The organism is Corallococcus sp. AS-1-12, assembly GCF_020036995.1.
In the GTDB taxonomy this organism is placed as follows: domain Bacteria; phylum Myxococcota; class Myxococcia; order Myxococcales; family Myxococcaceae; genus Corallococcus.
This window is the reverse complement of the sequence record NZ_JAIQDD010000007.1, coordinates 108,733-122,879: the sequence shown is the minus strand read 5'-3', so window position 1 is coordinate 122,879 and position 14,147 is coordinate 108,733. Positions and strand designations below refer to the sequence as shown.

At 71.5% G+C, this 14,147-nt stretch carries 10 protein-coding genes; 8 read left to right on the top strand and 2 right to left on the bottom strand.

Annotated features, from left to right (window positions below; genetic code table 11):
* Positions 1 to 27 precede the first annotated feature (27 nt).
* Complete coding sequence (locus K8556_RS14285) at positions 28 to 2,631, bottom strand: pitrilysin family protein (protein WP_223740620.1); 2,604 nt, start codon at positions 2,629 to 2,631, stop codon at positions 28 to 30.
* Between the two features lie 196 nt (positions 2,632 to 2,827).
* Here K8556_RS14285 and K8556_RS14280 point away from each other — a divergent pair, with 196 nt between their 5' ends.
* The 4 genes from K8556_RS14280 to K8556_RS14265 are packed head-to-tail and all read left to right on the top strand — an operon-like array spanning position 2,828 to position 8,940.
* Positions 2,828 to 5,287 (top strand): plectin 1 isoform 8, encoded by a 2,460-nt coding sequence (locus K8556_RS14280; protein WP_223740619.1) that lies wholly within the window; start codon positions 2,828 to 2,830, stop codon positions 5,285 to 5,287.
* 13 nt (positions 5,288 to 5,300) lie between these two features.
* The gene (gene hemW, locus K8556_RS14275) at positions 5,301 to 6,506 is read left to right on the top strand and encodes a radical SAM family heme chaperone HemW (RefSeq protein WP_223740618.1); all 1,206 of its coding nucleotides are present in this window, start codon (positions 5,301 to 5,303) and stop codon (positions 6,504 to 6,506) included.
* Positions 6,507 to 6,553: 47 nt separating this feature from the next.
* The gene (locus tag K8556_RS14270) at positions 6,554 to 7,375 is read left to right on the top strand and encodes a lipopolysaccharide assembly protein LapB (RefSeq protein ID WP_223740800.1); all 822 of its coding nucleotides are present in this window, start codon (positions 6,554 to 6,556) and stop codon (positions 7,373 to 7,375) included.
* Between the two features lie 14 nt (positions 7,376 to 7,389).
* The gene (locus K8556_RS14265) at positions 7,390 to 8,940 is read left to right on the top strand and encodes a DUF4388 domain-containing protein (protein ID WP_223740617.1); all 1,551 of its coding nucleotides are present in this window, start codon (positions 7,390 to 7,392) and stop codon (positions 8,938 to 8,940) included.
* A gap of 30 nt (positions 8,941 to 8,970) precedes the next feature.
* Here the strand turns inward: K8556_RS14265 and K8556_RS14260 are convergent, their stop codons facing one another.
* Positions 8,971 to 9,642 carry a hypothetical protein gene (locus tag K8556_RS14260; protein ID WP_223740616.1) on the bottom strand — a complete coding sequence of 224 codons (672 nt, stop codon included), beginning with the start codon at positions 9,640 to 9,642 and terminating at the stop codon, positions 8,971 to 8,973.
* A gap of 239 nt (positions 9,643 to 9,881) precedes the next feature.
* Here K8556_RS14260 and K8556_RS14255 point away from each other — a divergent pair, with 239 nt between their 5' ends.
* Genes K8556_RS14255 through K8556_RS14240 form a run of 4 tightly spaced genes read left to right on the top strand, consistent with a single transcriptional unit; the run spans position 9,882 to position 14,126 of the window.
* Positions 9,882 to 10,652: a TadE/TadG family type IV pilus assembly protein gene (locus tag K8556_RS14255; RefSeq protein ID WP_223740615.1), complete on the top strand. Its 771-nt coding sequence runs from the start codon at positions 9,882 to 9,884 to the stop codon at positions 10,650 to 10,652.
* Positions 10,649 to 12,187, top strand: coding sequence for a hypothetical protein (locus K8556_RS14250; RefSeq protein WP_370639922.1), 1,539 nt, complete (start codon positions 10,649 to 10,651; stop codon positions 12,185 to 12,187). The genes K8556_RS14255 and K8556_RS14250 overlap by 4 nt, the downstream gene beginning before the upstream one ends.
* Complete coding sequence (locus tag K8556_RS14245) at positions 12,184 to 13,272, top strand: hypothetical protein (RefSeq protein WP_223740613.1); 1,089 nt, start codon at positions 12,184 to 12,186, stop codon at positions 13,270 to 13,272. The genes K8556_RS14250 and K8556_RS14245 overlap by 4 nt, the downstream gene beginning before the upstream one ends.
* Positions 13,266 to 14,126 carry a hypothetical protein gene (locus tag K8556_RS14240; RefSeq protein WP_223740612.1) on the top strand — a complete coding sequence of 287 codons (861 nt, stop codon included), beginning with the start codon at positions 13,266 to 13,268 and terminating at the stop codon, positions 14,124 to 14,126. The genes K8556_RS14245 and K8556_RS14240 overlap by 7 nt, the downstream gene beginning before the upstream one ends.
* Positions 14,127 to 14,147: the final 21 nt, after the last annotated feature.

Here is a 14,147-nt window from a genome sequence, read left to right as displayed (position 1 = left end):
GACGCTTCCACGCTCGCGCCGCGGGCCTCAGGGCCCGACGATGGCCGTGGCCATGCGGTCGAAGTCGATGACCCGGCGGGCCACCTCCCGCACGTCCTCCGCCGTCACCTTCGCCACGCGCTCGGAGTAGTGCAGGAAGTTGTCCAGCCCGATGCCGTAGCAGGTGTCCAGCGCCAGCAGCGTCGCGCGGGCGCTGTTGCGCTGCAGGTCGATTTCATACGCCCCGATGATGTGCTGCTTGGCGCGCTCCAGCTCCGCGGCCGGAATCGGCTCGTCGCGGATGCGCTGCAGCTCGCGGCGCATGCCCTCCACCGCGGCGTCCACCTTCTCCGGGCTGGTGCCCATGTAGACGGCGAAGTAGCCGGGGTCCAGCCCGTCCATGGAGAAGCTGCTCACGCTGTAGGCCATGGAGCGCTTGTCGCGCAGCTCGATGAAGAGCCGCCCGCCCTGGCCGGACAGCACCGTGGACAGCACGTCCAGCACCACGCGCCACGAGTCGGTCATCCGCGCCGCCTGGAAGCCCATCACCAGGTGCGTCTGCGCCCGCGCGAGCACCTTCTTCTCCGTGCGCGGCGCGGACGGAGGCGCCTCCGGCCGCACCTGCTTCGGGGCCACCGCGCCACCGCGCGACTTTCCGAAGTACTCGTTCGCCAGCGCCCGCACCTGGGCCACGTCCACGTCGCCCACCACGCTGAGCGTCATCTGCGACGGGTCCATGTGCGCCCGGTGGTACGCGCGCAGTTGCTCGGGCCCCAGCGCCTCCACGGACGCCTTCTCGCCCAGCAGTGACAGCCGGTACGGGTGCTCCTGGTAGAGCGTGCGCGAGAACAGCTCGAACGCCATGCTCGACGGCTTGTCCTCGCGGGTGAGGATGTCCTGGAGCAGCAGCGCGCGCTCCCGCGCGACCTCCTCCTCGCGGAAGGCGGGGTTCACCAGCACGTCCGCGAACAGCCGGAAGCCGGGCTCGAAGTAGCGCGACAGGAAGTCCGCCTTCAGGCTCACGGAGTTGCGGCCGCCCTGGCCGGTGACGTTGCCCGCGTACAGGTCCCCCAACTGGCTGATGTCATCCGCGCTGAGCGTGGTGGTGCCCTTGGTGAGGGTGCGGCTGAGCAGCGTGGTGATGCCGTTGTCCTCGGGCGTCTCGTAGCGCGCCCCGCCGATGAAGGCCGCGCGCATGGAGAACAGCGGCACGTGCGGCTCCACGCGGATGATGAGCGTGGCGCCGGAGGGCAGCTTCTCCTGCACCACCTCCGAGCGCGCGGACGCGACGGCGCTCCGGGCCGGACGCGCCGGGGCCTCCGGGGGCGGCTGCTTCGCGGAGCGCTCCGGGGGCGTGAGGCCGGGGCCCTTCGCCGCTTCATCCAGCGCGGCGTGCACGTGTCCTTCCGTCAGCTCCGCGGCGGGCGGCACCAGCGCGGTGACCACGGCGTGCTCCAGCCGCAGGTACTTCTGGGCCACGCGGCGCAGGTCCTCCGGCTTCAGGTTGCGGATGTCCTCCAGGTAGCGGGCCTCCGACTCCAGGCCGCCGGGGGACGTCTGGTACGAGCCCAGGTTGCGCGCCGTGCCCTGCACCGTCTCCTTGCGGTAGACGGACTCCGCCTCCACCACCGCCTGCACCGCGCGCAGCTCGTCCAGGGGCACGGGAGTGGTGCGCAGCGCCTCCAGCACGCGCGCCGTCTGCGTGAGCGCCTTCTGCGCCTTTTCGGGCGGCAGCGTCAGCGACACGGAGAAGATGCCCGGGTCCTTGGGCGTGTACGCGGACGCGTGCACGTCGTTGACCAGGTGCTGGCGGCGCTTCACCTCGCGCACCAGCCACGACGAGTTGCCCTGGCCGGCGATCATCGCCAGCACGTCCAGCGCGGGCACGTCCGGGTGCTCCAGCTCCGGGATGGCGAAGGCCAGGTGCAGGTAGGCCTCCTTCACGTCCTCCGTCTGGATGAGCACGCGGCGGCCCGTGGGGGCCGCGTCGCGAGGACGCTCCACCGGGCCCGCGTAGGGCCGGCCCCAGTCACCGCCGAAGATTTCGTCCACCCACTGGCGCAGCTCCGCCTCGTTCAGGTCGCCCGCGACGGACAGCACCAGGTTCTTCGGCGTGTAGTGCCGGTGGTAGAACTCCAGCACCTTCTCGCGGGTGAAGCTGCGCACGCTCTCCTCCGTGCCGATGACGGGCAGCCGGTAGGGGTGCGTCTGGAACGCGGCGGTGAACAGCCCCCGGGACGCGCGGCGTGAGGGCGAGTCGTAGCTGCGCTTGATCTCCTCGCACACGACCTCGATTTCGCGCGCCAGCTCCTCCTTGTCGAACGCGGAGCGGCGGACGGCGTCCCCCAGGATGTCCAGGCCCGTGCGGGCGAACTGGCTGGCGATGACGATGTGGTAGACGGTCTGGTCGAAGGACGTCCAGGCGTTGATTTCGCCGCCGTGCGCCTCGATGTCCCGGGCAATCTCACCGGGCCCCCGGCGCTCCGTGCCCTTGAAGAGCATGTGCTCGTGCAGGTGGGCGAGCCCGGCCTGGTCCGGCCTTTCGTCCGCGCTGCCGGCCTTGACCCAGACCTGGAAGGCCGCGACCTTGGCGGCGTGCTGCTCCTCGAAGACGACGGTGAGCCCGTTGGGCAGGGTGTAGCGGATGGCCATAGGAGTGGTCCGAAGCTGTCATCCCCTCCCGAGGAGAGGCAAGGCGAGGTGTGATGTTTGCTCCATTGGCTAACGTCCCGCCCCCTCCACGTCGAGCGGACCGTGCCGTCCGCCTCCCACCAGGCAGGCGAAGCGGCGCGGGGGGCATCGCGTAACTGGTGGAAACCCCCCGTGGCCGGTAACCTGGGACGCGCACATGCCGTCTCCCCCGGACGAGGCGGATCCGCTCGCGGACCTGAAGGAACTGCTGGATGACGGCGACGCCCCGGTGGCGGCGCCCGCTCCGGCGTCCCCCAGGCCCCTCGCGGTTCCCAGGCCTCCCCCCTCCGCGCCTCCCCCCCTGCCGCCCCGGCGGCCCGCCGCAGGCTTGCCCGCATCCCCGGCCGCCGCGCCGGCCGCCCGGGTGCCCACGACCCCCGCGCCCATCGGCGGTGGAGGGTTGCCCACGACCACGCCACCGTCCCCGGCGGCCGCTGCGCGCAGCCCCGGCAAGGGGGACCCCTTCGCGGAGCCCGCCGAGCCCCGGCTGCCCATGGGCGGCTCGGCGGAGGACAAGCTGGAGTTCTTCCGGGGCATCCTGAAGCAGAAGACGGAGACCCTGGCCCGGGCGCGCGCGCTGTACGCCGAGCGCGAGGGCGAGCTCACCCAGCTCAAGGCCGCGCTGGAGAAGGCGCGCCGGGAGGGCGGCGGCGGGGGCGCACCGGCGCCGTCCGCGCAGGACGAGCAGCGGCTGAAGCAGGCCCAGGCGCGCATCGCCTCGCTGGAGGCGGAGCTCGCCGCGTCGGAGGCGGACCGCAAGGACCTCACGCGCGCGCTGGCGGAGGTGGAGTCGGAGGTCCCCCGGCTGACGGAGGAGCTCCACGCCGAGCGCGAGTCGCGCGGGGCGATGGCGGAGGAGCTGGTCGGCGCGAAGGAGGCGCTGGGGCTCGCGCAGGACCGCGTGGCGGAGCTGGCCTCCGGCAAGTCCGAGGCGCAGGGCGCGCTGGAGGCGGTCCAGGCGCAGTACCAGTCGGTGCTCGCGGACGTGGAGCGGCTGACCACGGAGCGCGACGCGCAGGCGCTGGCCATCAGCCAGTTGGAGACGGCGCTCGCGGAGGCGAAGGGCGCCATGGGCGCCCTGGAGAGCGAGAGCGACTGGTCGCGCAGCTCGCTGGAGGAGGCGCACGCCCACGCGAAGGGGCTGGAGGGCGAGCGGGACGCCGCGCGCCGGCAGCTCGCGGTGGTGGAGGACGGGCTCAAGACGCTCCAGACGCAGGTGACGGAGCTGGAGCGCGCGCTCGCGCTGAAGGACGCGGACGCGGTGGGCCTGCGCGCCGCGCTCACCGCGCGCACGGCGGAGGCCGCGGAGCTGCCCTCGCTGAGGAGCGCCCTGGAGGGCCGCGCCGCGGAGGCCGCCCGGGTCCAGGCGCGCGTGCGCGAGCTGGAGGCGGAGGTGGCCCAGGCGCGTGAAGCCGCGCGCGCCGAGGTGGAGGCCGCGGAGGTCCGCGCGCGCATGGCCGAGTCGGAGCTGGCCTCCCTGCGCGAGGTGCTGGAGGCCGCGGAGGTCGAGCAGGTCTCGCTGCGCGACCGGATGGAGTCGGACGCGGCGGCGCTCGGCGAGGCGGTGCACGAGGCCGAGGGCCGGGTGCACGAGGCGGAAGGCAAGGCCGCCGCGCTGGAGGCCCAACTGGCGGAGCTCGCCGCCCAGGCCGCGGCCGTGCAGGCCGAGCGCGAGGCGCACCAGGAGCAGCTCGCCGCCGTGGAGCGCAAGCTGGCCACCACGCAGGCGGAGCGCGTGGGGTTCTCCGCGCGCGCGTCCATGCTGGAGACGGCCGCGGGCCAGCGCGAGGCGGAGGTGCAGCGCCTGCAGGCCCTGGTCGCCAAGGCCCAGGAGGAGCTGGCGCTGGAGCGCGCCCGCCGCGAGGCGGTGGAAGCCGAGATCGCGGACGCCCGGGTGCAGGCCGCCGAGGCCGAGGGCCGCGCCGAGGCGCTGAGCGCGGGACATGACGGCCAGCGCGAGGAGCTGGTCTCCCTCACCGAGCAGTTGGAGGCGGCCCGCGCGGAAGCGGACAAGGTGGACCGGCTCCAGCAGCGCGTGAAGATGGTGGAGGGCGCGCTGGAGGCCTCCGAGTCCAAGCGGCGCGTCGCCGAGGCGCAGGCGGCCCGCGTGAAGGACGTCGAAGCGAAGCTCGCGTCGGAGCAAAGCGCGAAGGCGCTGCTGGAGGCCCGGGTCGCGCAGGCCGACGTCACGCTCCTGGAGGAGCAGGGCGTGAAGGCGGCGCTGGAGGCGCAACTGGAGGAGGCCCGCGCCGCGCTCGAAGCGGAGCAGGCGGAGCGGGCCGCGCTGGAGGCGAGGCTCGGCGAGTCCAACGCCCAGGCCCCGGGGGGCGACGCGGCGCAGGCGGACCAGGCCGCGCTGGAGGCCCGGCTCGCCCAGGTCAGCGCGTCGCTCAAGGCGGAGCAGGCGGCCCGCCAGGCGCTCGAGGCGAAGCTCGCGGCGGCGCCCACCGCTGGCGCGGACGTGCCCGCGGACTGGGCGGCGGAGCGCGAGCAGCTCAAGGCGGACGTGGCCTCCATGAAGCGCAAGCTGATGGCGGCCGAGGCAGCGCTCGAATCGGCTGCCAGCACCAAGGCGAAGGTGGCGCGGCTGGAAGCGCAATTGAAGGCCCTGAAGTAGAGGTTGGACCTCCATGTCCTTCGCCGCGCCCACGGACCCGTTGACGGGCATGCAGGCAGCCCGCTTCGGGCTGTACCTGCACTTCCCGTACTGCCTGGCCAAGTGTCCCTACTGCGACTTCGCGGTGGCGGTGGCGCGCCAGGTGCCGGAGGAGCGCTACGCGAACGCGGTGCTGGCGGAGCTGGACGCGCGCCTCGCCGCGGACCCGTCGCTGCGCGTGAAGCCGCTGGAGTCCCTCTTCCTGGGCGGCGGCACGCCGTCGCTGTGGCACCCCCGCTACGTGGCGCGCGTGCTGGAGGGCATCGCCGCGCGCCTGTCGCTCGCCCCCGGCCTGGAGGTCTCCCTGGAGGGCAACCCGGAGCGCGCGGACGCGGAGCGCTTCGCCGGCTACCGCGCCGCGGGCATCAACCGCCTGTCCCTGGGCGTGCAGTCCTTCCAGCCAGAGACGCTGAAGGCGCTGGGCCGCGCGCACGACGCCGCCATGGTGGAGGGCGCGGTGGCCGCGGCGCGGAAGGCGGACTTCCCCGTGGTGGCCATGGACTTCATCTACGGCGTGCACGGCCAGACGGTGGCGCAGGTGGAGGCGGACGCGCGCCGCGCGGTGGCGCTCAATCCGGAGCACCTGTCCACCTACGCGCTGACGGTGGAGCGCGAGGTGCTGGCGGAGTCCACGCCGCTGTCCAAGCAGCTTGAGCGCGGCGAACTCTCCCTGCCGGAGGACGACGACGTGGTGGCCATGGCCCGCACGGTGCGCGACGTGTACGGCGCGCACGGGCTCACCCGCTATGAGGTCTCCAACCACGCGCGCCCCGGCTTCAGCTCCCGGCACAACGCGCTCTACTGGACCGGCGGCGAGTACCTGGCGCTGGGCGTGGGCGCCACCGGCATGCTGCTGTCCCCCGCGCCCCACCGCTACGTGAACCTCCGGAGCCCGGAGGCCTACCTGCGCACGGTGGAGGAGGGGAGGCTGCCGGAGGCGAGCCGCGAGGACCTGGGCCCCGAGGAGCTCTTCGCCGAGCGGCTGAGCATGGGCCTGCGCCTGGTGTCGGGGGTGGACTGGGAGGCCGTCTGTGAGCGATACGGCCAGCCCGTGGAGCCCCGGCGCGAGGAGGTGGAGCGGCTGGTGGCCCACGGCTTCGCCACGCGTCACGGCCGCAGGCTGGTCCTGACGGAGCGGGGGGCGGACGTGCACAGCGCCATCTGCGCGCGGCTGTTGTAGGCGGCTCGCCGGTGCAGGCGGCTCCAAGGAAGGACGACTCGACCGTGCTGACCAAGTGGTTGATGTGGATGGGGCTCACGATGCTGACGGGCAGCCCGCTCCTGTCCCTGGGGCTGTTGGCCGTGCTGCTGTTCGCGGCGGACCGCTTCACCCTGCAGGTGCTGCCCAGCCCCATGCGCGCCTTCAAGCGCTGGCAGCGCGCGGGCGAGCTCGCGGGCACCATCCTCACCAACACCCACGACCGCCGCGCCCGCGCGGAGCTGGCCGACCTGCGCGTGGGCCAGAAGCGCTACCAGGAGGCCGTGGACCTGCTGCGCCCCAACCTGGACGCGGGCGACGACGACGTGGACACCCTCTACCTGCTGGGCGTGGCCTACCTGGGCGCGGGCGATTCTCCCCGGGGCGAGCTGCTGCTCACCGAGGCCGAGCGCCTGGACGCCGACTACCGGCAGGGCGCCATCGACCTGGAGCGCGGCCGCTTCCGCCTCCTGCGCGGCGATTTCAAGGGCGCGCGCGAGGCCCTGGAGCGCTTCCTCCAGGTGCGTCAGGGCTCCGTGGAGGGGCGCGTGCTCCTGGCGCGCGCGCTGGACAAGGAGGGCCTGGACGTGGAGGCGCAGGAGGCCCGCGACGCCGCCTGGCGTGAGTACGCCGTCGCCCCGCGCTTCCAGAAGCGCCGCGACCGCTGGTGGGCGTACCGGGCCCGCCCGTCCCGCCCGCTGACGTACGCCGCCGTGGCCCTGGTGTTCATGGGCGTGGGGGCGTACCTGACCCGCTACCTGCCCACGCACGACACCTACGGTGGCCCCTACGGCGTCTACGAGGACGAGCCCTACGCCGCGGACGACATGGGCGGCGACGGCGCGGAGTAGTAGGCTTTCCGAGCATGTTCCCCCCGCCGTCCCAGGTGCTGCGCCAGCGCGAGGGCCTGCTGGCGGACACGCCGTTCCCGCTGCTGTTGCACGCGCTGATGGTGGAGGAGCGCACCTGCACGCTGGAGCTCAAGGTGCGCCAGCGCGAGAAGCGCATCACCTTCGAGGACGGCGCGCCGGTGGCGTGCCACTCCAACCTCCTGCACGAGACGCTGGGCAAGTACCTGGTGGAGAAGGGCCGCCTGACGGAGGGCGACTACCAGAAGGCCCTGGCGGAGAGCGTGTCCTCGGGCATGCAGTTGGGCGGGCTGCTCGTGCAGAAGGGGCTCATCAGCCCCTTCGACCTCTACAAGCAGCTCCAGGCGAACCTGGCGCACAAGCTGCTGGACTGCTTCCGCTGGACGGACGCGAAGTACCGCCTCATCGCGGACGTGGAGAACCCGGACGCCACCGTGCGCGCCAACACCGCGCAGCTCATCCTCACCGGCGTCTCCACCCAACTGCCCTTCGACACCGTCGCCACGCACTTCACCTTCACGGACGACCGCCGCTTCGGCCAGATGCCCGGCGTGGAGTCCGCGCCCAAGCTGTCCTCCAAGGACGCGCGCCTGTTCCAGGCCCTGCGCCAGCGGCCCACCTTCAACGAGCTGCTGGACCGCACCGGCTTCGACATGGACGCCGTGCTGCGCCGGCTCTACGCGCTGTGCCTGCTGGGCGTGGCCGGCTTCGTGGAGGACGTGGACGCGCGAGCCGAGGAGCTGGCCCGCAGGGCCCCCGCCACCCCCGTCCCCGCGCCGGAGCCCGTCCCCACGCCGGTGCCCGTGCCCACGCAGGCCCCGTCCGGCACGCCCTTCTCGGACGAGGACGAGGCCGCGCGCAACGCGCTGGTGGGCGCGTTCCTCAACCACCGCGGCATGGACCCCTTCGCGCTGCTGGACGTGCCGGAGGACGTGCAGCCGGTGGCGCTGCGCAAGGCGTTCCTCGCCGCCGCGGACCGCTTCTCCCCGCTGCGCTTCCAGACCGCGGAGCTGAAGGAGAAGGCGGAAGGGATGCTCGCCGCGTACGCGCGGGCCTACGGCATGCTGTCGGAGCCGGAGCAGAACGCGCTGTGGAAGAAGCGCCGTCAGGCGCACCGGGAGAAGGCGCGCAACAACACCGGCCGGCCCTCCACCGCGGAGCAGTTCCGCATCCGCACGGACCTGCTGGACGCCACCACCCAGTTCGACGAAGCCAAACGCCGCCTGGAGGCGCGCAACTTCGCGGGCGCCTTCGAGTACTTCGAGTACGCCTGCGACATCGACCCCCGGCCGCTGTACCAGGCCCACCGCGCCTGGGCGCGCTACCTCATGAAGCCGGAGGCGCACGGCCGGCTGGCGCTCCAGGAGCTCCAGGAGCTGGTGCGCCAGGAGCCCGGTCTGGAGGAGGGCTGGGCCTTCCTGGGCGACGTGGCCCGGGGCGAGGGCCAGTGGGCGCTCGCGGAGGACGCCCTGCGCAAGGCCTTCAAGCTGAACCCCCAGCAGCGCCGCTACGTGACGCTCATCCAGGAGATCGCCCGGCGGCGGTGACCAGGCCCGCCGCCGGACGCGAGGCGGTGCCTACAGCGCCTGCAGGGCGGCGCGGTCCGCCGAGGACAGCCCCTCGCCGTTGGCCAGGTGGGCGACGGCCGTCTGGATGGGGATGGCGTCCTGCGGCTCCAGCGTCTTGCCCGCGAGCAGGGAGTACAGCTCCTGGAACTCCTTGTACTGGACCGTGGGGCCCAGCTCGTACTTGTCGTCCGGACCCGTGGTGGAGCGGTCCTGGTTGGCGCAGTACAGGAACAGCGGCACGAAGAAGCGCTCGCCCGGCGGGACCTCGATGGTGACCGCCTGCACCAGCAGCCCGTTCTGCACGTCGTCGTTGGTGGACACGAAGATGAGCCCCGGCGGCAGCGTCACCGTGATGGGCCCGCCCGTGGTGTTGCGGAAGATGAGGCACAGCGTCACCTCGTCACCGCTGCCCTTGGCGTCCTCCGGATAGATGTCGTCGCACTCCACCGGATCCTGCGGCGTGTAGCTGGTGATGGGGTTCTCCAGCGTCAGCCCCGCCGGCAGCGCGAACGGCGTCCCCACCGGGTTCTCCTTCGAGGTCCCCAGACCGGGGCCCGCGGACTTGGTGGTGTGGGTGCCTCCGTCGCCCTGGGTGCCGCCGTCCGGCTTGGCGTCCCCGCCCTCGTCACTGCAGGCCGCCAGCAACGCCACCGCCAACACCACGCCCATTCGCTTCGCCACGTGCCAGTTCATGGATTCGTCTCCCTGCGCTCAACGCGAAGGCCCGTGCCAACCATGGCATACGCACAGCGTCAAGCACCCCGGGCCCCGGCCCGCCCGATAATGTTCGCAAGCCCGGTGGCCGGGCCTGCATTCCCGGCCACTTGGCCGATTCCCGCCGAACCTACGGGCGGTATGGTAGCGGCACAATGGGTCGGGAAGACTCCCACCCTGGGGTATTTTCAGTACAGGGGCGAAGCATGAAGCGCGGCAACGAATCAGGCCAGGCGGCGGTGGAGACGGCCATCGTCTTGCCCCTGTTCGTGTTCATGCTGCTGGGCATCCTCCAGTTGGGGTTGATGCACCAGGCCCGGCTCCTGACGAAGTACGCGGCCTACAAGGCCGTGCGCGCCGGCTCCATCCACAACGCGGACATCCCCACCATGGAGAAGGCCGCCCTGGCGGTGCTCCTGCCCATGGTGAGCACGGCCGCCAGCGGGGGCGCGGAGATCATCAAGCCCATCACCAGCGCGGGTGACTTCAAGTCCAAGTTCGAGGGCGGCGACATCGGCAAGAACAAGATGGGGGACGCCTCCGGCCTGAAGTTCGCGGAGGTCACCATCTGCAACCCCCTCAAGGGGGACCTGGGCTCCGGCTCCCACGGCAACAAGGAGATGGACTTCGATGATCCGAAGGTCGCCTCCGGAGACGGCGGCTGGGCGGACAGCCTGCGCACCAAGCTGAGCGTGCAGGTGACGTTCAACTACCGCCTGCCCATCCCGTTCGCGGACGTCGTCATCTACAACATCGCGCGCGGCCGGGACCTGCCGTACGTGCTGCGCCTGGGCAAGGACTCGGAGCGGGACGAGTTCATCGTCAAGAAGATGTCCAAGTACGACGCCGCGGCGAACAACAAGCTCTACATCCTGCCCATCCGCGCCACGTACATCATGCGGATGCACTCCAACCTCTACCTCACCCAGAAGGAACTTCCGGAGGAGAACGAATGCATCTTCACGTTCGAACCGTGAGGTCCGCCTCGCGGCCCAAGCGCGGCCACCGCGGCCAGGCCCTGGTGCTCGCGTGCCTGTCCTTCCTGCTGCTCGCGTTGATGACGACGCTGAGCTTCAACCTGAGCCACGCCCTGCGGGAGAAGATGAGCCTGCAGCAGCACAGCGACGCGCTCGCCTACTCCATGGGCGTCGTGGAGGCGCGCGCGCTCAACTACTACGCCGCCAGCAACCGGGCCATCGCGTCCACCTACGTGGGCATGACGTCCGCGCACGGCTACATGGCCGCCGCCAGCGCCACCGGCGACATGATGCGCGCCGGGCAGATGAGCTTCTTCATCATCGCCGCCCTGGAGGTCGCGCAGTGCCCGCCCTACAACTTCCAGCACTGCTTCGACGCGATTGAAGCGCTGATGATCGCCATGGACTACAGCTCCAAGGCCAGCGACTACGACTCCAAGGTCAAGGACGTGGAGGACAAGTTCAACAAGGTCATCCACGACCTGAACACGATGGCCAACGGCATCCACGACTCGCAGAAGTCCGCGCACCGCGCCGCGCGCAACGCCCTGCGGGACGGCCAGTCCGCCAGCCTGTCGGACATGACCGACTACAGCGTCCCCGGCGCCTCCTCGCTCAACTCCTCCGTGGGCAGCCTGAACGCGGAGGAGTTCGACTGCGCGGTGGACGGGATGAACTGCTCGCGCCAGGGCTCCAGCAACAAGGCCCGCGCGCAGGTGATGACGGAGATCTCCAACGCCTCGCGCCCCGGTTGGGCCGCCAACCGCAGCCTCCCGGTCATCATGAACGGGCTGCCCACCTACTACAAAAGCGACTTCATCAAGGACCTGCTCAAGGACATCCCGGGTGAAGGCACGCACGTCATCATGGGGCACAAGGGCACGGCCAAGGTCGCCCAGACCAAGAGCAACATCCACGGCCCCGGCCAGGTCACCGGCAACGAGGGCAAGGTCGTGGTCGCGGACGAGCACGGCACGCTCATGTCGCAGTGGCGCCACGGCTTCGGCGTGGGCACCTACAAGGCCGTGGTGGAGAGCAGCGAGAACGGCGGCAGCCACACCCCCGGCGGCGCCCACAGCGGCCAGCACGACGAGTTCAAGGGCATCAACACCAAGGACCTGATGAGCTGCTCGGGCAGCGGCAACTGCTTCATGAAGTTCCGCGCCAACGACGACCCCAGCACGGACTGGGGCCAGCCGCACGTCTACAGCTACGTCACCAAGCAGTTCTTCGTGGGCGACAAGGACAAGGCGCCCTGGGAGCTCAACGACAGCGGCTCCTTCACGCTCACGCACGGCGCCCAGGGGGATGGCCAACTGCGGCTGGCGCCCGGCGAGGGCGCGGCGCTCTCCAAGGCGCTCGTCTACTACCACCGCCTGGGCCCCAACGGCTGGAAGGAGGCCCCGGGCCTCTTCAACCCGTACTGGCGCGTGAAGCTGCACCCGTTCACCGCCCAGGAGGCCGCGCGCGTGCTCAACCGCGCCGGCAACGGCGACGCGGCGGACCTCGCCAGCGCCAAGGACCTGGCCCTATGAGCACCGCGCACCCCCAGCGCCGCCGCGTCCGGGGCGCCGCCTCCGTGGAGATGGCGCTCTCGATGATCGTCCTCATCCCCATCTTCATGTACGCGCTCTTCCTGGACGACCTCCTGCGCTACTCGCTGGACGCGCAGGAGGCGGCGGTGACGACCATCTGGGACTTCACCACGCAGGACTACACCAAGGCGCTCAAGCAGAGCGGCGGCGGCGGCACCGGCCCCCAGGGCGGCAGCTCCAACGTGCAGCACAACGCCCGCCTCACCTACTGCGACCACGAGTCCGGCATCGACCGGCCGGACGTCATGTCCGGCAGCAACTACGCGGACTGCGAGGACACGGACCACCACCTGGCCGTCGTCGCCCACGTGTGCTGGATGAACAGCAACGCCAAGCAGGTGACGTGCGAGGCGCCGGACACCAGCGCCGGGTCGCTGGGCGGCGGCATCGCGGGCCAGTACCGCAGCCAGTTCTCCAACGGCGGCCTCATCCAGTGCTCCGCCCGCGCGGTGGTGGAGAACTACCTGCTGCCCGAGGAGTTCCTGCCGGAGTTCAGCAAGAACGAGAAGCTGACCAAGAAGAACTGGAAGCAGGAGGGCGTGGCCCAGGTCCACGAGAACGCCCAGCAGGGCACGGGCGGCGAGGACGGCAACGCGTACTTCCTCAAGGAACAGCGCATGGCCATCATCACGGACACGTGGGCGCTGACGGAGGACGCGGACATCTCCCCGTCGGACTCCAGCGGTGAGATGTATGACCGCACGGAGCTCGTTTACCAGCGGGTCCAGCCCGGCTACTCGGCCATGGTCAGCAGCATGCAGCAGTTCCGGTCCGCGCTCACCGAGGACCTGCTGGACAGCATGATGCTGTACGCCTTCGAGGACAGCCCGACGAAGCCGTACCTGTCCATCCACCCGCACCTGGCCAACATGCAGACCCCGTCCAACACCGTGGACCAGGAGGGCAGCACCCGCTACTTCAACCAGGAGTGGCGCGACTGGGACAACGACAAGAACCAGGACACCTACAAGCACTCGGACCGCGGTGAGTGGTACATGGGGTGCAAGGATCCGGAGTCGTGCTGAAGCAGTGGGTCTCGCATCCCGCCTTCCGCACCGCGTCGGTGCTGGTGTCGGTGGCGGTGGCGGGCATCCTCATCGGCATGGGCTGGGAGGAGGCGCGCTACGGCGGCGCCCGCACGGAGCTGGAGCGGGCGGAGGCCGCCGCGGACGAGCTGGACCAGGCGGCGCGGCCCACCCCCAGCCGCTCCAAGCGGGACGAGGCCATCCTCGCGCGCACGCTGACGTACTTCCCGCCCTATCCCAACGGCGGCCGTCCGGAGGCGCTGGCCGCGGACTACCTGGGCCCGGACACGCCCATCGCGGTGGCGTGGTTCTCCACGCGGGACTCGTCGGACCAGGTGCTGCAGCACTACCGCCAGTTCCTCCTGGATGAGGGCCTGCCCGTCGTGGGCGTGCGCTTCAACGACAACGCCGGCTACGTGGGCTACTGGGTCCCCAAGGATGACGAGGTGCGGCTGATGTCCACGCTGCACCAGGGCGGCGAGACCGTCGTCTTCGTCTCCTCCGCGCGCATGCGCAACTACCTGGAGCGCGCGGGCCGCGTGCCCGCGGGCGTCCCGGTGCCCCGGAACCTGCAGGACATCGCTTCGCTGTCCCTGCGGATGGAGGGCGCCACCAACATCACCGTCTCCGGCCGGGTGCCGGACACGGCGCTCCCCGACGTGGAGCAGGCCTACCGCGCCCAGTTGCGGGACCAGGGCTGGAGCGTGTCGGAGGCCCGCCAGGAGGGCTTCCAGGAGACCGAGCTGACCCTGACGCGCCCGGGGCTGCGCGGACAGGCCACCTTGCGGCAACCTTCCGCGCAGCGCGTGGTGGACTTCCACCTGTCGCTGATGCGGTCCCAGGCCACGCCCTGAGCGCGGCACGCAGAGAGGGAA